We start from the raw sequence: 19,633 nt of genomic DNA on the forward strand, positions 1-19,633 counted from the left end.
AATCAAATAGATATAACTCTGTCAAAATTTTTTACAAAGATTTTTTACAGCCCGACGAACGGCAGCCACTAATTAAACGACGATAAAATACGCAGCACTTGAATAGGGCTGAGTAATGCGAAATCTACGGCTTACTTAAAATTATCTTCTTCTAACAAGTTGGGATCAGTGTGTTTTATTACCGATTCATTACAGGGATCCCATCCACCTCGACCTTTTGTACCTCGCTCTTGGCCAATAACGTATAGACGCACGGCAGGACAAATAACGTGAATAGCGTGCCAATCGACATCCCGGTGGCAATCACCATACCGATATCATACCGACTTACCGCTCCCGCACCGGTCGCAAGAATCAACGGCACCATGCCAAACACCATCGCCGCCGTGGTCATCAATACTGGCCGCAAGCGAATGGAAGCCGCCTCTTCTACCGCTTCACGGGCCGACAAGCCTTTGTCTTTACGCAACTGGTTGGCGAATTCGACGATCAGAATCCCGTGTTTGCTGATCAAACCGATCAACGTCACCAGCCCCACTTGGGTGTAGATGTTCAGGCTCGACCAGCCAAGGAACAAGGGAATCAGCGCTCCGCAAATCGACATCGGCACCGTCACCAGTATCACCAACGGATCACGGAAGCTCTCGAACTGCGCCGCCAACACTAGGAAAATAATGGCCAACGCCAAACCAAAGGTCATCCAAAGTGCGCTACCTTCTTGGACGAACTGCCGTGATTCGGCGCTGTAGTCAAATGCATATCCTGGCGGCGCTTCTTCGACGGCAATCTGCTTCACCGTCTCGATGGCTTCTGCCATTCCTACCAATGGAAAGCCCGAGATCAATGCCGAGTTGAGCTGCTGGAACTGGTTCAACTGCCGTGGTCGCGCCCGGTCGGTGATGCGGATCAACGTCGAAAGCGGCAACAATTCGCCATTGGTGTTTCTGACGTAGTAACTGTTCAGCCACTCGGGGTTGTCGCGGTAGGCCCTCTCGACCTGGGCTATCACTTTGTAGCTACGCCCTTCAAGGGTGAACCGGTTGATTTCCGCCTCGCCCAGCAATGTCGCCAGCGTACTGCCAAGATCCTGCATCGACACGCCCATCTGCGCCGCCTTGGCGCGATCGATGTCTATCACTACTTCCGGTTTATCGAACGCCAGGTCGATATCGACAAAGGCGAACTTGCCCGTCTCCATGGCGCGCGTCTTCACCCGATCGGCCACTTTCAGCAACGATTCATAATCGCTGGCGGTGTTGATGACGAAACCAAACGGCAAGCCTTCGCCAGTACCTGGAAGCGAAGGCAGGTTAAAGCCAAAAATTTGTAGACCGGGGATCTGCGCCAGTCGACCTTGCAGCTCGGGCAGGATCTGCATTTGGGTGCGGTTGCGCTCATTCCATGGTTTGAGCAGGAAGCCGCCAATCCCGGACTGCACGCCGTTATAGCCGTTGATCTGGAAAGACGAGTAGTACTCCGGGAAGGCTTTGAAGATATCGATGAATTCGTCGGTGTAAGTATTCAAGTAATTCAGGTTGGTCGGTTGAGGCGCACTGGACATCATGAAAATGATGCCTTGGTCTTCAGCCGGCGCCAGCTCCGACTTGGTGAATTTGAGGAACACTGGAATCAGGCACAACACAATCACGGCAAACACCAGTACCACTGGCCGTGTATTCAGAGTGCCATGCAGCAGCAGTTGATAACGCCGTTTGAGGCTTTCGAAAATACGGTCCAGTCGGTGGGCGAGCCCCGAACTGCTGGCCTCGGGACGAAGCAACAGAGCGCACATCATCGGCGAAAGTGTCAACGCGACAATGCCGGAAATCACCACCGCACCGGCCAGAGTCAAGGCGAATTCCTTGAACAGTGCACCGGTCAAACCATCCAGGAACCCAATTGGCGCATAGACCGCCGCCAAAGTGACGGTCATGGAAATCACCGGCAGGGCAATTTCCCGCGCGCCCTCAAGCGCCGCGTCCATCGGTCCCTTGCCGTCCTCGATATGTCGGTGAATATTTTCGACCACGACGATCGCATCGTCTACCACCAGACCGATCGCCAGGACCATCGCCAATAGAGTCAGCAGGTTGATCGAGTACCCCATCATCTGCATGAAGAACATTACGCCAATCATCGACAGCGGAATGGTGACCACCGGGATCACTACCGACCTTAGCGCCCCCAAAAACAGGAACACCACCACGATCACGATCAGCACAGCTTCAAACAGCGTCTTCACCACTTCATTGATCGACGCCTGGATAAATTGTGTGGCGTCATAGGCTATATCTACCTTGAGGCTGGGCGGCAGTTGAGTCTCCAGCTCAGGCATGAGCTTGCGTACTTCCTTGATCACGTCCAGCGGGTTGGCGCTCGGTGTCGCCTTGATGGCGATGTAAACCGAAGGTGTGCCACCAAAGGAGCTGATGGCGTTGTAGTTTTCCGCACCCATTTCCACCCGCGCCACATCCCCCAATAACACTCGGCTATCGCCATCGGTTTTCAGGGTGATGGCAGCAAAGGCTTCGGCGGTTTTCAGATCGGTACTGGCGTTAATACTGGTAACCACATATTCGCCTTTTACCTCACCGGCAGCCGAAAGGTAGTTGTATCGGCGTACCGCTGCGGTGACATCGTTGGCGCTCAAGCCGAACCCCGCAAGCTTCACCGGGTCGAGCCACAGGCGCATGGCAAATACCTGACTGCCGAGGATTTCGGCTTCGGCCATCCCAGGCAGCGTGGCGAGCTTGGGCTGGATTACCCGAGACAGGTAGTCGGTGATTTGCGAATTATTCAGTTGCCGGCTGGAAAAGCTGATGTACATGAGCGCCGAGGCGTCAGCGGCCTCCTTGCTCAGCACCGGGTCTTCGGCGTCCTGTGGCAGCTTGTTCTTGACCTCGTTAGCCTTGGCCAACAGTTCGGTAAACAGACGATCGCTGTTAGACCCGATGCGTGCGTAGATCGAAATCACCGAAAAATTCTGGCGGCTGACCGACGTCATATAGTCAATGCCCTCGGCACTGGCCAGGCTTTGCTGCAACGGTTGGGTGATATAGCCCTGAATGGTTTCGGCATTCGCACCTGGGTATGCGGTAGTGACTGTGATCAGTGCGTTCTCCATCTTCGGGAATTGCCGCAACGCCAGCTTGCTGTAAGCCTGAAACCCCAGCAGCATGATCAACAGACTGACCACCACGGCCAACACCGGGCGGCGAATGAAAACATCGGTGAACTTCATAGCGCACCTTCAACGAGGGCTGGTTGGTCAGGCACTGCCGGCTGATTCTTGTCAGGGCTGATGGCGACAGGGGTACCGGTTTCCAGCTTGAGCTGGCCGGCGCTGACCACCTGATCACCATTTTTCAATCCGCGCGTTATCAGCACCAGACCGCCTCGCCGCTCGCCAGTTTCTACAAAACGCCGTTCGGCAATCAGGACGGGCTGGTTGTTAACGTCTTTTTCTACGCTGCCGTCATCGGCTTTTTTCTGCGTGATGGCATACACCGAGTTGCCGTAAAGGGTGAACGTAATCGCGCTTTCCGGGAGCACAATCTCAACCTTCGGATCAGGCAGCAACACCCGCAGGCTGGCGAACATGCCGGGGAGCAGTTTGTTGTCAGGGTTGGCCAGGGTGGCGCGCACCAACAAATTGCGCGTGGTGTTCTCAACCTTTGGGTTGATGGCACTGATGGTGCCGGGAAAGGCTTGTTGCGGGTAGGCCGACACCTCGACCTGCACGCCTTGCCCGATTGCCACTTTAGGCACCGATTGTTCGGGAAGATAAAAGTCGACGTAGAGGCTGCTCAGGTCCTGCAAAGTGGCAATCACAGTGCCGCTGGCCAGGTAATCGCCTACATCGACCTGACGAATACCGATGACACCGCCGAACGGCGCTAAAATGTGCTTCTTCGCCAGGGACGCCTTGAGTTGATTGACGGTGGCCAGGTTCTTTTGCAATTGGGCCGAGAGTCGATCGAACTCACCTTTGGAGATGGCCCGATCACCGACCAATTGGCTGCCGCGTCCAAAATCCAGCTTTGCCAGGCCAAGATCGGCCTGGGCGGTTTCGAGCAGCGCCTGCTCTACCGCGCTATCGAGTTGGACCAGAGGTTGTCCGACCTTCACCGTTTGCCCTGATTCGAACTGCACGTCCTTGACGGTGCCGGCAATCTCCAGGCTCAGGTTTACGCCGCGCAGTGCCTTGAGCGAGCCCACCGCCGGCAATCGCTCCTGCCATTTCTGCTCCTGCGCCGTCACCACGGCCACACTGACTGGAGGGCGGGGTGTGGAAAAACCCTGTACTTGCTGATAGATGGAATAAGCCTTGTAGCTCGCCAGCATCAATACAACGCACAGAAAAACACCCAACATGATCATCATGCGACGGCGCAGCATATTCCGATTCCTTGGAAAATTTGAACACCCGAAGTCAAAGCAACTTGCACATTACTCCAAGTAACAAAATGTTTCCAATAGCTAAAACCGACAAGTCGGGACGTTGGATCACTAGACCCGCTACCTAGAGCCTCGCGCAAGATATCGAAATTTTCTATGCAGCGGATTCTGTCGTGATCGCGCCGGGTAAAAGTGGTTTTTTCTGGTACGCACGTCTCTTTTCGGCAGGATTTACGGGTTTCGCAACAAAGTCGCGAACCTCTAAAACCGGCGCACTCATGAAATCATCGGGGACTGGCCTGAACGTGCAGGCGCTGAAAGGCAGCACAAAATTCAACGCAAAAACTGCATAGCCCCATTTGCGTTCGACTTGAGTTGCACACCTCGCAGCGCTACGGGAAGAAATAGGCCATCGCCCCTTCTCCCGGCGCCCACTCACGCATCAGTCACAAACCGGACGGAAGGTACATACTAGGTCTAAAGTTAAGGCGCCAGGTGTTGACGTTGATGCCGAATTGTAGTGGTCTAATGAAACCGGACACCCATTTAGGCGAGAATGCTCGCCAGATCGAGGTGTCAGATGACCAAACAACGCCGCTCCTTTACTCCTGAATTCAAGCGCGAGGCTACTGACCTCGTGCTCAAACAAAACTACAGCTACATCGAAGCCAGCCGTTCACTCGGCATTGGTGAGTCGGCATTGCGCCGCTGGGTTGACCAGATTCAGAAAGAACATAAAGGCATCACCCCGCAGAGCAAGGCACTGACTCCGGAACAGCAAAAAATTCAGGAACTGGAAGCCCGAATTGCTCGGCTTGAGCGAGAGAAATCAATATTAAAAAAGGCTACCGCGCTCTTGATGTCGGAAGATCACGAGCGTTCGCGCTGATTGACCAATTGAGCGCCCTTGAGCCGATTGATTGGCTGTGCAAGGTGTTTGACGTCACCCGCTCGTGCTACTACGCCCGGCGCCTGCGGCGCCGCACACCTGACGTTGAACGGCTTCGATTGCGTAGTCGCGTCAGTGAACTGTTCTCGCAAAGTCGCAGCGCTGCTGGCAGCCGCAGCATCCTCTCGCTGAGGCGTGAAAACGGTGAGCAAATCGGTCGATTCAAAGTGCGTAGCTTGATGCGCGAGCTTGATTTGGTCAGCAAACAACCCGGCTCTCACGCTTACAAAAGAGCGACGGTAGAAAGACTCGATATCCCGAACACGTTGAACCGTGGGTTTGATGTGCCAGCTCCCAATCAAGTCTAGTGCGGCGATATCACCTATATTTGGGCGCAAGGAAAGTGGCATTACCTGGCTGTCATCCTGGATCTTTGTACGCGCCGGATCGTGGGTTGGGCGCTGTCGGAAAAGCCAGACGCTGAACTGGTGATAAAGGCGCTGGATATGGCCTACGAGCAGCGTGGCAGGCCTTCGGGTCTGCTATTCCACTCGGACCAAGGATCGCAATATGCAAGCCGACTCTTTCGCCAGCGGTTGTGGCGATACCGCATACGCCAGAGCATGAGCCGTCGAGGAAACTGCTGGGATAACGCACCGATGGAGCGCGTATTCCGCAGCTTGAAAACAGAATGGATACCGACTGTGGGCTATCGAAATGCGCAGGAAGCACAGCGCGATATCAGCCATTTTTTGATGCATCGCTACAACTGGATTCGGCCTCACCAATTCAACGATGGGGTGGCGCCAGCACGAGCGGAGGAAAAACTTAACGTCGTGTCCGGGATTAGTTGACCACTACAAAAAGATTTCGTTCCACATACGAACGAAGGGATTCATCTTTCTGTATTCGTAACAACATCAAACGGCTCGGCGAGGCTGGCAGGAAGGTCGGGGGGAAGCGGAGAGGTGTAGCAGGAGCCGAGGCGGGTGCCCTCACCGGTTCCTGCGACAGGTTTAACTCTCCTGCGACAGCTTTAATTCTCTAAAATCAGCTGCCCTTGCTTTACCGCCAAACGCTATTCCACCGTCACCGACTTGGCCAGGTTACGCGGCTGGTCGACGTCGGTCCCCTTGAGCACGGCCACGTAGTAAGACAGCAACTGCAGTGGGATGGTGTAGAGGATGGGCGACAAGGTGTCGTGGATATGCGGCATGTTGATGACATGGGTGCCTTCGCCGTTGGTCATACCGGCTTTTTCGTCGGCAAACACGATCAGTTGGCCGCCACGGGCACGCACTTCCTGCAGGTTGGACTTGAGCTTCTCCAGCAGTTCGTTGTTCGGCGCCACTGTGACCACCGGCATGTCGTCGTCCACCAGGGCCAGCGGGCCGTGTTTCAGCTCGCCGGCTGGGTAGGCTTCGGCGTGGATGTAGGAGATTTCCTTGAGCTTCAAGGAGCCCTCCATCGCCACCGGGTACTGCGCGCCGCGGCCGAGGAACAGGGTGTGGTTCTTGTCGGCGAACAGCTCGGCGACTTTTTCCACGGTGCTGTCCATCGCCAACGCTTCGCCCAAGCGGGTCGGCAGGCGACGCAGTTCTTCTACCAACGTGGCTTCAACGCCTTCGGCCAATGTGCCACGCACTTGGCCCAGGGACAGGGTCAATAGCAACAGACCAACCAACTGGGTGGTGAAGGCTTTGGTGGAAGCGACACCGATTTCGCGACCGGCCTGGGTCAGCAGGGTCAGGTCGGATTCACGCACCAGCGAGCTGATGCTCACGTTGCAGATCGCCAGGCTCGCCAGGTAACCCAGCTCTTTAGCGTTGCGCAGGGCCGCCAGGGTGTCTGCGGTTTCGCCGGACTGCGAGATGGTAACGAACAGGGTATCGGGCTGTACTACCACTTTGCGGTAGCGGAATTCGCTGGCAACTTCGACCTGGCACGGAATACCGGCCAGTTCTTCCAGCCAGTAACGGGCCACCATGCCGGCGTGGTAGCTGGTGCCGCAGGCAACGATCTGTACATTACGTACCTTGGCGAACAACTCGGCGGCTTGCGGGCCGAAGGCGTTGACCAGTACCTGACTCTGGCTCAGGCGACCTTCGAGGGTGCGTTGCACCACGGACGGTTGCTCGTGGATTTCCTTGAGCATGAAGTGGCGGAACTCACCTTTGTCCGCAGCTTCGGCGCCATCACGGTACTGCACCGCTTCGCGCTCGACTGACTGGCCGTCAACGTCCCAGATCGCCACACTCTCGCGGCGAATGTCGGCGATATCGCCTTCTTCCAGGTAGACGAAGCGGTCAGTGACCTGACGCAGGGCCAGCTGATCGGAAGCCAGGAAGTTTTCACCCAGTCCCAAGCCGATCACCAGCGGACTGCCACTGCGGGCCGCCACCACGCGATCCGGCTGGCTGGCACTGACCACCGCCAGGCCATAGGCGCCATGCAGCTCCTTGACGGTGGCCTTGAGGGCGACGGTCAGGTCACTGTGGTCCTTGAGCTTGTGGTTCAACAGGTGGGCGATGACTTCGGTGTCGGTGTCCGACGTAAAGACGTAGCCCAGGCCCTTGAGTTGCTCGCGCAACACTTCGTGGTTTTCGATGATGCCGTTGTGAACCACGGCCAGGTCACCGGAAAAATGGGGGTGGGCATTGCGTTCGCACGGCGCGCCGTGAGTCGCCCAGCGCGTGTGGGCGATACCCAGGCGGCCGGCCAGAGGCTCACCGGCCAGGGCCTGTTCCAATTCGCTGACCTTGCCCGGACGGCGCATGCGCTCCAGCTTGCCAGCGTTGCTGAAAACCGCCACACCGGCGCTGTCATAGCCACGGTATTCAAGGCGTTTGAGGCCTTCGAGCAAAATGGCGGTGACGTTGCGTTCAGCGACTGCGCCTACAATTCCACACATGGTTTCTCTCCTAGATGACTGCCGCGCAAATCAGCGTGATGCCGCGGGCTTGAATCTGGTCGCGGGCCTCAAGCGGCAGGCGATCATCGGTAATAAGGGTATGGACGCTGCTCCAGGGCAGTTCCAGGTTGGGGATCTTGCGGCCAATCTTGTCGGACTCGACCATGACCACGACTTCGCGGGCGACCTCGGCCATGACTCGGCTCAGGCCCAGCAATTCATTGAAGGTGGTGGTACCGCGCTGCAAATCGATGCCGTCGGCGCCGATGAACAGTTGATCGAAATCGTAGGAACGCAGCACCTGCTCGGCGACCTGGCCCTGGAAAGAGTCGGAATGCGGGTCCCAGGTGCCGCCGGTCATCAACAGCACCGGTTCATGTTCCAGTTCGCTCAGGGCGCTGGCCACATGCAAGGAGTTGGTCATCACTACCAGGCCGGGCTGATGGCCCAGCTCGGGAATCATCGCGGCGGTGGTGCTGCCGCTATCGATGATGATCCGTGCATGTTCACGCAAACGCTTGACCGCCGCGCGGGCAATGGCGCGCTTGTGGATAGAAATGGGTTGGGCGGGATCACCCACCAATTCCTGGGGCATGGTGATTGCCCCGCCATAGCGACGCAACAGCAAGCCGTTACTTTCCAGGGCCGCCAGGTCCTTGCGGATAGTCACTTCCGAGGTTTCAAAACGCCTGGCCAATTCGTCCACGCTCACTTCACCCTGCTCGTTGAGCAAGATGAGGATATTGTGGCGGCGTTGGGGTGTATTTCGTTTCGACATTTTGCTGGTAAGTTTCGTTTCGAAAGATAACGAAGGCAATCAAAACCTATTGACGAAAGATCGTCAAGCGCTAAACCGCTTTTTTTGAAAACAACACAAGACAAATGTGGGAGCGGGCTTGCTCGCGATGACGTTGTGTCGGTCACTGCACGGTTGACTGACGATTCGCTATCGCGAGCAAGCCCGCTCCCACATTGGGGATTTGTTGCTAAAGGGATTGTGGATAACTCAGGTCTTTTTGATTTTCACCGGGCGTTTCCAGCCGTCGATGTTGCGTTGGCGGGCGCGGGCGACTGCAAGTTGTGACTTATCCACATCCTGATTGATAGTCGAGCCTGCTGCGGTGTTTGAACCATCACCGATAGTGACAGGCGCAATGAGTGAGTTATTGGAGCCGATGAAGACGTCTTCACCAATAGTCGTCTGGTATTTATTAGCGCCATCGTAGTTGCACGTGATTGCCCCGGCACCAATGTTGCTGCGAGCACCGATCACGGCGTCACCGAGATAGGCCAGATGGCCAGCCTTCGCATCGTCACCCATTTTCGCGTTTTTCAGCTCGACGAAATTGCCGACGTGCGCCCTGGCGCCCATCACGGTGCCCGGACGCAACCGCGCAAACGGACCAGCATCGCTGCCCTCGCCCATGACCGCGCCGTCGATGTGGCTGTTGGCCTTGACCACCACGCCTTTGCGCAAGGTGCTGTCCTTGATCACGCAGTTCGGGCCAATCACCACGTCGTCTTCAATCACCACGCGACCTTCGAGGATCACGTTGATGTCGATCAGCACGTCGCGGCCCACGCTGACATCACCGCGCACGTCGAAGCGCGCCGGGTCACGCAAGGTCACGCCCTGGGCCATCAGACGTCGTCCTTCGCGCAGTTGGTAGTGGCGCTCCAGCTCTGCAAGCTGCTTGCGATCATTGGCGCCCTGCACTTCCATCGGGTCGTGAGGCTGCTCGGTGGCGACCACCAGGCCATCACTGACAGCCATTTCGATCACATCGGTCAGGTAGTACTCGCCTTGAGCGTTGTTGTTCGACAAGCGGCTCATCCAGTCAGCCAACCGATCAGCCGGTACCGCAAGAATGCCGGTGTTGCCTTCGGTGATTGCGCGCTGGGCCTCACTGGCGTCTTTATGCTCGACGATGGCGGCCACCTTGCCGTCGCCATTACGCACGATGCGGCCATAACCGGTAGGGTCATCCAGCTCGACGGTGAGCAGGCCCATTTGGCCCGGAACCACATGCTTGAGCAGGCGTTGCAGGGTTTCCACTTCAATCAACGGCACGTCACCGTAGAGGATCAGCACGGTATCGGCCTCGATGAAGGGCACCGCCTGAGCCGTGGCATGGCCGGTGCCCAGTTGTTTGTCCTGAAGCACGAAATTCAGATCATCCGCCGCCAAGCGCTCACGCACCACATCGGCACCGTGGCCGATCACCACGTGAATACGCTGGGGATCCAGTTGCCGGGCACTGTGGATAACATGACCCAGCATGGAGTTGCCCGCGACCGGGTGCAGCACCTTGGGCAAGGCCGAACGCATGCGAGTGCCTTGGCCTGCGGCGAGAATTACGATTTCAAGAGACATGAATGGCTACCAATCCTGGGCGGTCCGACTTCAGACCAAAGAAGTGTTTTGCAAAAAAAGAAAAAGGGTAGCCGAGGCTACCCTTTTTAATCAATCACGCATGAAGTGTGACGGCTTAGCCGCCAAACTTCTTGCGGATCTGCTGGACGGTACGCAGCTGAGCTGCGGCCTCGGCCAGACGTGCAGCAGCAGAACCGTAGTCGAAATCTGCGCCTTTTTCGTTCAGGGCCTTCTCGGCAGCCTTGACGGCTTCCTGAGCGGAGGCTTCATCCAGGTCAGCAGCACGTTGCACAGTGTCGGCAAGTACCTTGACCATGTTCGGCTGAACCTCGAGGAAACCACCGGAGATGTAAAACACCTCCCGTTCCCCGCCTTGCTTGGTCAGAGTGATCGGACCTGGCTTCAAGCTGGTGATCAGCGGGGCGTGGCCCAAGGCGATACCAAGATCACCCAGTTCGCCGTGTGCAATCACCATTTCTACCAGACCGGAGAAGATTTCCCCTTCCGCGCTGACGATATCGCAATGGACTGTCATAGCCATCTGATTGCCTCAACCTGATGAGCGCCCGTTTCCGGGCGCCGGGATTACAGTTTCTTGGCTTTCTCGATCGCTTCTTCGATGCCGCCGACCATGTAGAACGCTTGTTCTGGCAGGTGGTCGTAGTCACCGTTGAGGATGCCTTTGAAGCCAGCAATGGTGTCTTTCAGGGAAACGTATTTACCCGAGGCACCGGTGAAGACTTCAGCCACGAAGAACGGCTGCGACAAGAAGCGCTGGATCTTACGAGCGCGGGATACCAACTGCTTGTCGGTTTCCGACAGCTCGTCCATACCCAGGATCGCAATGATGTCCTTCAGTTCTTTGTAACGCTGCAGCACGTACTGAACGCCGCGAGCGGTGTCGTAGTGCTCCTGGCCGATCACGTTCGGGTCCAGCTGGCGCGAAGTCGAGTCCAGTGGATCGACCGCTGGGTAGATACCCAGGGAGGCGATGTCACGGGACAGAACGACGGTGGCGTCCAAGTGGGCGAAGGTGGTCGCTGGCGACGGGTCGGTCAAGTCATCCGCAGGTACGTATACCGCTTGGATCGAGGTGATCGAACCTTCCTTGGTCGAAGTGATACGTTCTTGCAGAACGCCCATCTCTTCAGCCAGGGTCGGCTGGTAACCTACTGCCGAAGGCATACGGCCCAGCAGTGCGGATACTTCAGTACCGGCCAAGGTGTAACGGTAGATGTTGTCGACGAACAGCAGAACGTCGTTACCTTCGTCACGGAACTTCTCGGCCATGGTCAGGCCAGTCAGTGCCACGCGCAGACGGTTTCCCGGCGGCTCGTTCATCTGACCGTAAACCAGTGCCACTTTGTCCAGAACGTTGGAGTCCTTCATCTCGTGGTAGAAGTCGTTACCCTCACGAGTACGCTCACCCACACCGGCGAACACGGAATAACCGCTGTGCTCGATGGCGATGTTACGGATCAGTTCCATCATGTTTACGGTCTTGCCGACACCGGCACCACCGAACAGACCGACTTTACCGCCCTTGGCGAACGGGCAAACCAGGTCGATAACCTTGATGCCGGTTTCCAGCAGGTCGTTGCCGCCAGCTTGTTCGGCGAACGAAGGTGCTGGACGGTGAATGCCCCAACGCTCTTCGGTGTCGATCGGGCCAGCTTCGTCGATCGGGTTGCCCAGTACGTCCATGATCCGGCCCAGGGTCGCTTTACCGACCGGTACGGAGATGGCAGCGCCAGTGTCGATAACGTCCAGACCGCGCTTCAAGCCTTCGGTGGAACCCATCGCAATGGTACGAACTACGCCGTCGCCCAGCTGTTGCTGAACTTCCAGGGTAGTTTCCGCGCCTTGTACTTTCAGCGCGTTGTAGATGCTCGGTACGCTGTCGCGTGGAAATTCCACGTCGATAACGGCGCCGATGATTTGAACGATACGTCCGCTACTCATAGCTGGATCCTCTGAATATTTGAACCGTTAAACCGCGGCAGCGCCGCCGACGATTTCCGAGATCTCTTGGGTGATCGCAGCCTGACGCGCCTTGTTGTAGATCAGCTGCAAATCGCTGATCAGATCACCGGCGTTGTCGGTAGCGTTTTTCATCGCGATCATCCGCGCCGCTTGTTCAGCTGCGTTGTTCTCGACCACCGCCTGGTAGACCTGCGACTCCACGTAGCGCACCATCAAGCCGTCAAGCAGCTCTTTGGCGTCTGGTTCGTAGAGGTAGTCCCAGTGGTGCTTGAGTTCCTGATCCGGGGTTGCCACCAATGGAATCAACTGCTCCACGGTAGGCTGTTGTGTCATGGTGTTGATGAACTTGTTGGATACCACGGACAGGCGGTCAATCCGGCCTTCCAGGTACGCATCCAGCATCACCTTGACGCTGCCGATCAAATCATTGATCGACGGCTCTTCACCCAAGTGGCTGATAGCTGCAACGACGTTACCGCCGAAGTTGCGGAAAAAGGCCGCACCCTTGCTACCAACAACACACAGATCAATCTCGACGCCGTTTTCGCGGTTTACCGCCATGTCCTTGACCAGGGCCTTGAACAGGTTGGTATTCAGGCCACCGCACAAACCACGGTCACTGCTCACGACGACATAACCGACACGCTTGACGGCGCGGTCGATCATGAACGGGTGGCGGTATTCCGGGTTGGCGTTGGCCAGATGCCCAATTACCTGGCGGATACGCTCCGCATAGGGACGGCTAGCAGACATGCGCATTTGTGCCTTGCGCATTTTGCTGACCGCCACTTTCTCCATGGCGCTGGTAATCTTTTGCGTGCTTTTGATGCTCGCAATCTTACTGCGAATCTCTTTTGCGCCTGCCATGTAACACCTATCAGGTTAGCAAGCGGGAGCCTTGCGGCTCCCGCTGCGGCTTACCAGGTTTGGGTGGCCTTGAACTTCTCGATACCGGCTTTCATGCCAGCGTCGATTTCGTCATTGAAGTCACCCTTCACGTTGATCTTGGCCATCAAATCGGCATGATCGCGGTTGAAGTAAGCAATCAGCGCTTGTTCAAAGCTGCCGACCTTGGCGATTTCGACGTCAGTCAGGAACCCACGCTCAGCGGCATACAGCGACAACGCCATGTCAGCGATCGACATTGGGGCGTATTGCTTCTGCTTCATCAGCTCGGTAACGCGCTGACCATGCTCAAGTTGCTTACGGGTCGCTTCGTCCAGGTCAGAAGCGAACTGGGCGAATGCCGCCAGTTCACGGTACTGAGCCAGAGCGGTACGGATACCACCGGAGAGCTTCTTGATGATCTTGGTCTGAGCGGCACCACCCACACGGGATACCGAAACACCGGCGTTCACAGCAGGACGGATCCCGGAGTTGAACATGGCCGATTCCAGGAAGATCTGACCGTCGGTGATGGAAATCACGTTGGTCGGAACGAACGCGGAAACGTCGCCAGCCTGGGTTTCGATGATCGGCAGTGCGGTCAGGGAACCGGTTTTGCCGGTCACTGCGCCGTTGGTGAACTTCTCTACGTACTCTTCGGAAACGCGGGATGCGCGCTCCAACAGACGGGAGTGGAGATAGAACACGTCGCCTGGGTAGGCTTCACGGCCTGGTGGACGGCGCAGCAGCAGGGAAATCTGGCGGTAAGCCACTGCTTGCTTGGACAGATCGTCATAGACGATCAGCGCGTCTTCACCGCGGTCGCGGAAGAATTCACCCATGGTGCAACCGGAGTACGGTGCCAGGAATTGCAGCGCAGGAGATTCCGAAGCACTGGCAGCCACGATGATCGTGTTGGCCAGGGCGCCGTTTTCTTCCAGCTTGCGAACCACGTTGGCGATGGTCGATTGCTTCTGACCGATGGCGACGTAGACGCAGAAAATGCCGCTGTTTTTCTGGTTGATGATCGCGTCGATCGCCAGGGCGGTCTTGCCGATCTGACGGTCACCGATGATCAGCTCACGCTGGCCACGGCCGACCGGGATCATGGCATCGACAGCCTTGTAGCCAGTCTGTACAGGCTGGTCTACCGACTTACGCCAGATCACGCCAGGAGCAACTTTCTCGACCGCATCGGTCTCGGTGTTGTTCAGCGGACCTTTGCCGTCAACAGGATTACCCAGTGCGTCGACTACGCGACCCAGCAGTTCCTTGCCAACCGGAACTTCGAGGATGCGGCCTGTGCACTTGGCGCTCATGCCTTCAGCCAGACTGGTGTAAGCGCCCAATACAACGGCACCTACGGAGTCTTGCTCCAGGTTGAGGGCCATACCGTAGACGCCGCCCGGAAACTCGATCATCTCGCCGTACATGACGTCGGCCAGACCGTGAATCCGCACGATGCCGTCAGATACGCTGACGACAGTGCCTTCGTTACGGGCTTGGGAGGTCACATCGAGCTTGTCGATGCGGCCCTTGATAATTTCACTTATTTCGGAAGGATTGAGTTGCTGCATTGCTCTGCTGCCCCTTCAAACTCAAGATTTCAATGCTTCGGCAAGGCTCGCGAGTTTGCCGCGAACCGAGCCATCGATAACCAGGTCGCCGGCGCGAATGACAATGCCCCCAATGAGGGATTTGTCTTCCGTAGCTTGCAGGCGCACTTCCCGATTGAGTCGTGCACTGAGAACCTTGGCGAGTTTGTCTTGCTGTTCTTGGTTCAATGCAAAAGCACTGGTGACTTCAACGTCTACCGATTTCTCTTGCTCGGCCTTGTACAGGTCGAACAGAGCGGCAATCTCCGGCAGAAGCGGGAGACGGTCGTTTTCGGCAACGACGTGAATGAAGTTCTGCACTTTTACATCAAACTTGTCGCCGCACACGTCAATAAACGTGGCGGCCTTGTCTGCGCTCGTCAGTCGCGGGGCCTTGAGCACGCGCTGCATGGTGTCGTCTTGCGACACTGCTGCAGCCAGGCCGAGCATGGCTGACCAAGAGGCCAGCTGCTGGTGGGCCTGGGCGTGCTCGAAGGCTGCCTTAGCGTAAGGTCGGGCCAACGTGGTCAATTCTGCCATGATCGCCCTCGCTTAAATTTCAGCAGCCAGTTTGTTTACCAGCTCCGCGTGCGCGTTTTGATCGATTGTGGCACCCAGGATCTTCTCAGCACCGCCGACGGCCAGAGCACCCAGTTGGGCACGCAGCGCATCTTTGACACTGTTCAGTTCCTGCTCGATCTCGGCCTGAGCCTGAACCTTCACACGGTCAGCGTCGATACGGGCTTTTTCAACAGCCTCTTCAACGATCTGGTTACCGCGTTTCTTGGCTTGCTCAATGATTTCGGCTGCCTGAGCTTTCGCTTCGCGCAGTTGCTGACCCGCTTTATCTTGGGCCAACTCCAGGTCGCGAGCTGCTCGGGCGGCAGCGTCCAGTCCATCCGCGATCTTCTTCTGACGTTCGTGCAAAGCTGCGATGACCGGAGGCCATACGAACTTCATGCAAAAAAGTACAAAAATTAAGAACGCAACGGACTGGCCAATCAGGGTTGCATTAATGTTCACGCCAACACCTCGCTCGTTCGTTGCACAACACACTAATCACTCGACAATCGAGTGATTAGCCAGCGAGTTGACCAACGAAGGGGTTCGCGAAGGTGAAGAACAGAGCGATACCAACGCCGATCATGGTCACGGCGTCGAGCAGGCCGGCGACGATGAACATTTTAACTTGCAGCATTGGAACCATTTCTGGCTGACGCGCTGCGCCTTCCAGGAACTTGCCGCCCAGCAGGCCGAAACCAATGGCAGTACCCAGGGCGCCCAGGCCGATCAACAGTGCAACAGCGATAGCGGTTAGACCAACTACAGTTTCCATCTTTCCTCCCGACTTTTACGTCGTATGGTTTAGGTTTTTTAGATTTTAAAGCGGTAAAACAAATCGTTTCATAGCCCTTTCAGGCCACCTTCCCGTTTCACCGGGAAGGACATCAGGCTAGTCGAGACTGGCCTTAATGGTTCTCTTCGTGCGCCATCGACAGGTAGACGATGGTGAGCATCATGAAGATAAACGCCTGCAGGGTAATGATCAGGATGTGGAACACAGCCCACGCCCACTGCAGAACAACGCCCAGGCCGCTAAGCCAGAGCAGACCGCTGCCGAACATCACAGCGATCAGAATGAACACCAGTTCGCCGGCATACATGTTGCCGAACAGTCGCAAGGCCAGGGAAATCGGCTTGGCGATCAGGGTCACGAACTCCAGCAGGAAGTTCACCGGGATCAGCAGGGCTTGAACGAAAATGTTCTTGCTGCCGAACGGGTGCAGGGTCAGTTCGCCGATGAAGCCACCGATGCCCTTGACCTTGATGCTGTAGAAAATGATCAACGCGAACACCGACAGGGCCATGCCCAGGGTAGCGTTCGGGTCGGTAGTCGATACGGCACGGAACGGAATGTGCGGATCGCCGGAGAGCAGGATGGCCAACTGAGGAATCCAATCGACCGGGATCAGGTCGACGGCGTTCATCAGGAACACCCAGACGAAGATGGTCAGTGCCAGCGGCGCAATCACCGGGCTACGGCCATGGAAGCTGTCTTTCACGCTGCCATCGACGAATTCGACCAATACTTCAACGAAGTTCTGCAAAGCACCCGGCTGACCAGAAGTTGCCTTCTTGGCGGCCATGCGGAAAAGCAGTACGAAGACCAGACCCAATGCGACCGACCAGCCGAGCGTATCGACATGGAAAGCCCAGAACCCCATTTCCTTGGCTTCTGCAGCGGTGTGGGCAAAGCCCCAGCCGCCAGTAGGATGCTGACCGAACGTCAGGTTCTGCAAGTGGTGCTGGATATAGCCCGAAGCGGTTGTCTCTGCCATGGTTGCCTCAAACGCCCTAAGGTCTCGAAAGTCTTGTTCTCATCAGCAGGGGCGAAAACCAGCTGACCAGTTGGGTCAGCACGAAGACACCGAATACAGCCAGCGGCGCCAATGGCTTCACACCTGCGAAGGTCAGTGCAAAAAGCACTGCCGTTAAAATCAGTTTGCCCGCCTCACCGGCATAAAAAGACCGGACGATGGCTTGGGCTGCTCGGGCGCCGGAAAACCGAAAGGCCCTGTGAGCAAAATACATATTGGGCAGCAAGGCTATCAGGCCTCCGCAAAGACCTGAATATCCGGCTACGACTCCATGCCAATACCAGAGCGCCAACGCGGCGATCAGCAAAATGACAAATTGGGCCATTAAAACCGGAAAAACAGCCAGGCGATGGAACGGCAACGTGTTTGGCGTGCGGGTTTCCATCACTCTTGCTCCTCAATGGTCGGCTGCCGGAAATCAATAACTTGGCATAATTTGTGCCGACAAAATGCGCGCAGAGTATAGGGGCGGTTCAGCCCCTATTCAACTGCCGGGTAGTGATTTCCGACTGCGCGCTACATAAGCAAATGTTTCAGCGGATGTGGGCAAGGACGCCCTGAAGCTCATCAAGAGAGTTATATCCGATAACCAATTGCCCTTTGCCTTTCTTCCCATGGCGAATTTGCACCGCAGAGCCTAGGCGTTCGGCCAGGCGCTGCTCGAGGCGAGCGATATCCGGATCGACTTTGGCGGCTTCAACCACCGCCGGTTTTCCACTGAGCCACTGACGAACCAGCGCCTCGGTCTGACGAACGGTAAGGCCTCGTGCGACAACGTGTCGCGCCCCCTCAACCTGTTGATTTTCCGGCAATCCCAGCAACGCACGAGCGTGACCCATTTCCAGGTCGCCATGGGAAAGCATGGTCTTGATCACTTCCGGAAGCGCGATCAGGCGCAGCAAGTTGGACACCGTCACCCGGGATTTACCCACGGCATCGGCCACTTGTTGCTGGGTCAGCTGGAATTCCTGCTGCAAGCGCTGCAGGGCGATAGCTTCCTCGATCGGATTGAGGTCTTCGCGCTGAATGTTCTCGATCAGCGCCATGGCGATGGCGGCTTCATCCGGCACATCACGCACCATCGCCGGAATGCTTTCCTTGCCGGCCTGCTGGCTGGCACGCCAGCGACGTTCGCCGGCAATGATCTCAAAGCGTCCACCACCAATCGGACGCACCACAATCGGTTGCATCACGCCCTGGCTCTTGATCGAGTTCGCCAGTTCTTCCAGGGCCTGGGGATCCATGTCGCGGCGCGGCTGGTATTTGCCACGCTGGATCAGGTCCAGCGGCACATGTTGCAACTCGCGCTCATCGACCTGAACCGCTTGTTCTTCAAGGGTCGTGACAGTCGGACCACTCAGCAGTGCGTCCAATCCACGTCCGAGACCTCGTTTCTTGACGGCCATGGGGGTTCCTTAAGTTGGCTGGACAGCAGCGGTGCGTGAGTGACGGCGTTGGCGACGAACCATCTCGCCCGCCAGGGCCAGGTAGGCCAGTGCGCCCCGCGAGGATTTGTCGTATGCCAGCGCAGGCATGCCGTAGCTTGGTGCTTCGGCCAGGCGAATGTTGCGTGGAATCACCGTGTCGTAGAGTTGATCGCCAAAGTGTTCCTTGAGCTGCGCCGACACGTCGTTCATCAGGCTCAGGCGCGGGTCATACATGGTCCGCAGCAAGCCCTCGACTTTCAGGTTCGGGTTGAGCAGCTCGGCGATCCGCTTGATGTTATCCACAAGGTCGCTCAAACCTTCGAGCGCAAAGTACTCGCACTGCATGGGGATAATCACCCCATCGGCGGCCACCAAGGCATTCAGCGTCAACATCGACAGCGACGGCGGGCAGTCGATCAGGATGTAATCGTAATTCTCGCGGATCGGTGCCAAGGCGCTGCGCAGACGACTTTCTTTCATCTGCATTTCCAGCAGCACCACTTCCGCCGCGGTCAAGTCGCGGTTGGCCGGCAGCAGTTGATAGCCGCCGTGCTCGGAATAGTGCATGGCCTGGGCCAGGTCGCACTCACCAATCAGCACGTCGTAGACCGAGTTTTCCAGGCCATGTTTATCCACACCGCTACCCATGGTGGCGTTGCCCTGTGGATCGAGATCGATCAACAGCACCCGGCGCTTGGTAGCGACCAGGGAAGCTGCGAGGTTGATGCAGGTGGTGGTTTTACCCACACCACCTTTCTGGTTCGCTATCGCGAATACCTTAGCCATTCTTGCT

At 56.8% G+C, this 19,633-nt stretch carries 16 protein-coding genes and 1 pseudogene; 1 reads left to right on the forward strand and 16 read right to left on the reverse strand.

Annotated elements, in window-relative coordinates; all coding sequences use genetic code 11:
- Window positions 1-178 precede the first annotated feature (178 nt).
- Together AC6CIA_RS16535 and AC6CIA_RS16540 are read right to left on the reverse strand one after the other, a co-directional pair.
- The gene (locus AC6CIA_RS16535; protein ID WP_498313501.1) at window positions 179-3,241 is read right to left on the reverse strand and encodes a multidrug efflux RND transporter permease subunit; all 3,063 of its coding nucleotides are present in this window, start codon (window positions 3,239-3,241) and stop codon (window positions 179-181) included.
- Window positions 3,238-4,398, reverse strand: a complete 1,161-nt coding sequence (locus tag AC6CIA_RS16540) for an efflux RND transporter periplasmic adaptor subunit (protein WP_498313503.1) — start codon at window positions 4,396-4,398, stop codon at window positions 3,238-3,240. The genes AC6CIA_RS16535 and AC6CIA_RS16540 overlap by 4 nt, the downstream gene beginning before the upstream one ends.
- Window positions 4,399-4,978: 580 nt before the next feature.
- Here AC6CIA_RS16540 and AC6CIA_RS16545 point away from each other — a divergent pair.
- Window positions 4,979-6,141, forward strand: a pseudogene (locus AC6CIA_RS16545) (IS3 family transposase).
- A 224-nt stretch (window positions 6,142-6,365) separates the two neighbouring features.
- Here the strand turns inward: AC6CIA_RS16545 and glmS are convergent.
- From glmS to AC6CIA_RS16615, 14 genes are all read right to left on the reverse strand, one after another.
- Window positions 6,366-8,198 carry a glutamine--fructose-6-phosphate transaminase (isomerizing) gene (gene glmS / locus AC6CIA_RS16550; protein ID WP_498313505.1) on the reverse strand — a complete coding sequence of 611 codons (1,833 nt, stop codon included), beginning with the start codon at window positions 8,196-8,198 and terminating at the stop codon, window positions 6,366-6,368.
- Window positions 8,199-8,208: 10 nt separating this feature from the next.
- Window positions 8,209-8,976 (reverse strand): DeoR/GlpR family DNA-binding transcription regulator, encoded by a 768-nt coding sequence (locus tag AC6CIA_RS16555; protein WP_498313507.1) that lies wholly within the window; start codon window positions 8,974-8,976, stop codon window positions 8,209-8,211.
- Between the two features lie 228 nt (window positions 8,977-9,204).
- Window positions 9,205-10,572 (reverse strand): bifunctional UDP-N-acetylglucosamine diphosphorylase/glucosamine-1-phosphate N-acetyltransferase GlmU, encoded by a 1,368-nt coding sequence (gene glmU / locus AC6CIA_RS16560; RefSeq protein ID WP_498313509.1) that lies wholly within the window; start codon window positions 10,570-10,572, stop codon window positions 9,205-9,207.
- Window positions 10,573-10,687: 115 nt separating this feature from the next.
- Complete coding sequence (locus tag AC6CIA_RS16565; RefSeq protein WP_084378363.1) at window positions 10,688-11,113, reverse strand: F0F1 ATP synthase subunit epsilon; 426 nt, start codon at window positions 11,111-11,113, stop codon at window positions 10,688-10,690.
- A gap of 44 nt (window positions 11,114-11,157) precedes the next feature.
- A complete protein-coding gene (gene atpD, locus AC6CIA_RS16570; protein ID WP_339529628.1) occupies window positions 11,158-12,534 on the reverse strand; it encodes a F0F1 ATP synthase subunit beta in 1,377 nt (458 codons plus the stop codon).
- Between the two features lie 27 nt (window positions 12,535-12,561).
- Entirely contained in the window at window positions 12,562-13,422 is an 861-nt protein-coding gene (gene atpG, locus AC6CIA_RS16575) for a F0F1 ATP synthase subunit gamma (RefSeq protein WP_084378364.1), read from the reverse strand.
- A 50-nt stretch (window positions 13,423-13,472) separates the two neighbouring features.
- Window positions 13,473-15,017: a F0F1 ATP synthase subunit alpha gene (gene atpA / locus AC6CIA_RS16580; RefSeq protein ID WP_177061893.1), complete on the reverse strand. Its 1,545-nt coding sequence runs from the start codon at window positions 15,015-15,017 to the stop codon at window positions 13,473-13,475.
- A 21-nt stretch (window positions 15,018-15,038) separates the two neighbouring features.
- Window positions 15,039-15,575: a F0F1 ATP synthase subunit delta gene (locus AC6CIA_RS16585; protein ID WP_084378366.1), complete on the reverse strand. Its 537-nt coding sequence runs from the start codon at window positions 15,573-15,575 to the stop codon at window positions 15,039-15,041.
- A gap of 12 nt (window positions 15,576-15,587) precedes the next feature.
- Window positions 15,588-16,058 carry a F0F1 ATP synthase subunit B gene (locus tag AC6CIA_RS16590; RefSeq protein ID WP_007903028.1) on the reverse strand — a complete coding sequence of 157 codons (471 nt, stop codon included), beginning with the start codon at window positions 16,056-16,058 and terminating at the stop codon, window positions 15,588-15,590.
- 55 nt (window positions 16,059-16,113) lie between these two features.
- Window positions 16,114-16,371 carry a F0F1 ATP synthase subunit C gene (atpE, locus tag AC6CIA_RS16595; protein ID WP_002555987.1) on the reverse strand — a complete coding sequence of 86 codons (258 nt, stop codon included), beginning with the start codon at window positions 16,369-16,371 and terminating at the stop codon, window positions 16,114-16,116.
- A 133-nt stretch (window positions 16,372-16,504) separates the two neighbouring features.
- Window positions 16,505-17,374 carry a F0F1 ATP synthase subunit A gene (gene atpB / locus AC6CIA_RS16600; RefSeq protein WP_339529622.1) on the reverse strand — a complete coding sequence of 290 codons (870 nt, stop codon included), beginning with the start codon at window positions 17,372-17,374 and terminating at the stop codon, window positions 16,505-16,507.
- A 16-nt stretch (window positions 17,375-17,390) separates the two neighbouring features.
- Entirely contained in the window at window positions 17,391-17,798 is a 408-nt protein-coding gene (locus tag AC6CIA_RS16605) for a F0F1 ATP synthase subunit I (protein ID WP_339529621.1), read from the reverse strand.
- Between the two features lie 148 nt (window positions 17,799-17,946).
- On the reverse strand, window positions 17,947-18,819 hold the full coding sequence (locus AC6CIA_RS16610; RefSeq protein WP_498313513.1) for a ParB/RepB/Spo0J family partition protein: 873 nt from the start codon (window positions 18,817-18,819) through the stop codon (window positions 17,947-17,949).
- A 9-nt stretch (window positions 18,820-18,828) separates the two neighbouring features.
- Complete coding sequence (locus AC6CIA_RS16615; RefSeq protein WP_339529617.1) at window positions 18,829-19,626, reverse strand: ParA family protein; 798 nt, start codon at window positions 19,624-19,626, stop codon at window positions 18,829-18,831.
- Between the last annotated feature and the right edge of the window lie 7 nt (window positions 19,627-19,633).

The sequence above is a fragment of the Pseudomonas sp. GQ91 genome (assembly GCF_059758795.1).

Excerpts from the sequence above, each read along its gene's own strand:
- AC6CIA_RS16555 (WP_498313507.1), bottom strand. The coding sequence starts at position 8,976 with ATGTCGAAACGAAATACACCCCAACGCCGCCACAATATCCTCATCTTG.
- AC6CIA_RS16565 (WP_084378363.1), bottom strand. The coding sequence starts at position 11,113 with ATGGCTATGACAGTCCATTGCGATATCGTCAGCGCGGAAGGGGAAATC.
- AC6CIA_RS16615 (WP_339529617.1), bottom strand. The coding sequence starts at position 19,626 with ATGGCTAAGGTATTCGCGATAGCGAACCAGAAAGGTGGTGTGGGTAAA.
- atpG (WP_084378364.1), bottom strand. The coding sequence starts at position 13,422 with ATGGCAGGCGCAAAAGAGATTCGCAGTAAGATTGCGAGCATCAAAAGC.
- AC6CIA_RS16540 (WP_498313503.1), bottom strand. The coding sequence starts at position 4,398 with ATGCTGCGCCGTCGCATGATGATCATGTTGGGTGTTTTTCTGTGCGTT.
- atpA (WP_177061893.1), bottom strand. The coding sequence starts at position 15,017 with ATGCAGCAACTCAATCCTTCCGAAATAAGTGAAATTATCAAGGGCCGC.
- AC6CIA_RS16605 (WP_339529621.1), bottom strand. The coding sequence starts at position 17,798 with ATGGAAACCCGCACGCCAAACACGTTGCCGTTCCATCGCCTGGCTGTT.
- AC6CIA_RS16585 (WP_084378366.1), bottom strand. The coding sequence starts at position 15,575 with ATGGCAGAATTGACCACGTTGGCCCGACCTTACGCTAAGGCAGCCTTC.
- AC6CIA_RS16610 (WP_498313513.1), bottom strand. The coding sequence starts at position 18,819 with ATGGCCGTCAAGAAACGAGGTCTCGGACGTGGATTGGACGCACTGCTG.
- AC6CIA_RS16535 (WP_498313501.1), bottom strand. The coding sequence starts at position 3,241 with ATGAAGTTCACCGATGTTTTCATTCGCCGCCCGGTGTTGGCCGTGGTG.
- atpE (WP_002555987.1), bottom strand. The coding sequence starts at position 16,371 with ATGGAAACTGTAGTTGGTCTAACCGCTATCGCTGTTGCACTGTTGATC.
- glmS (WP_498313505.1), bottom strand. The coding sequence starts at position 8,198 with ATGTGTGGAATTGTAGGCGCAGTCGCTGAACGCAACGTCACCGCCATT.
- glmU (WP_498313509.1), bottom strand. The coding sequence starts at position 10,572 with ATGTCTCTTGAAATCGTAATTCTCGCCGCAGGCCAAGGCACTCGCATG.
- atpD (WP_339529628.1), bottom strand. The coding sequence starts at position 12,534 with ATGAGTAGCGGACGTATCGTTCAAATCATCGGCGCCGTTATCGACGTG.
- atpB (WP_339529622.1), bottom strand. The coding sequence starts at position 17,374 with ATGGCAGAGACAACCGCTTCGGGCTATATCCAGCACCACTTGCAGAAC.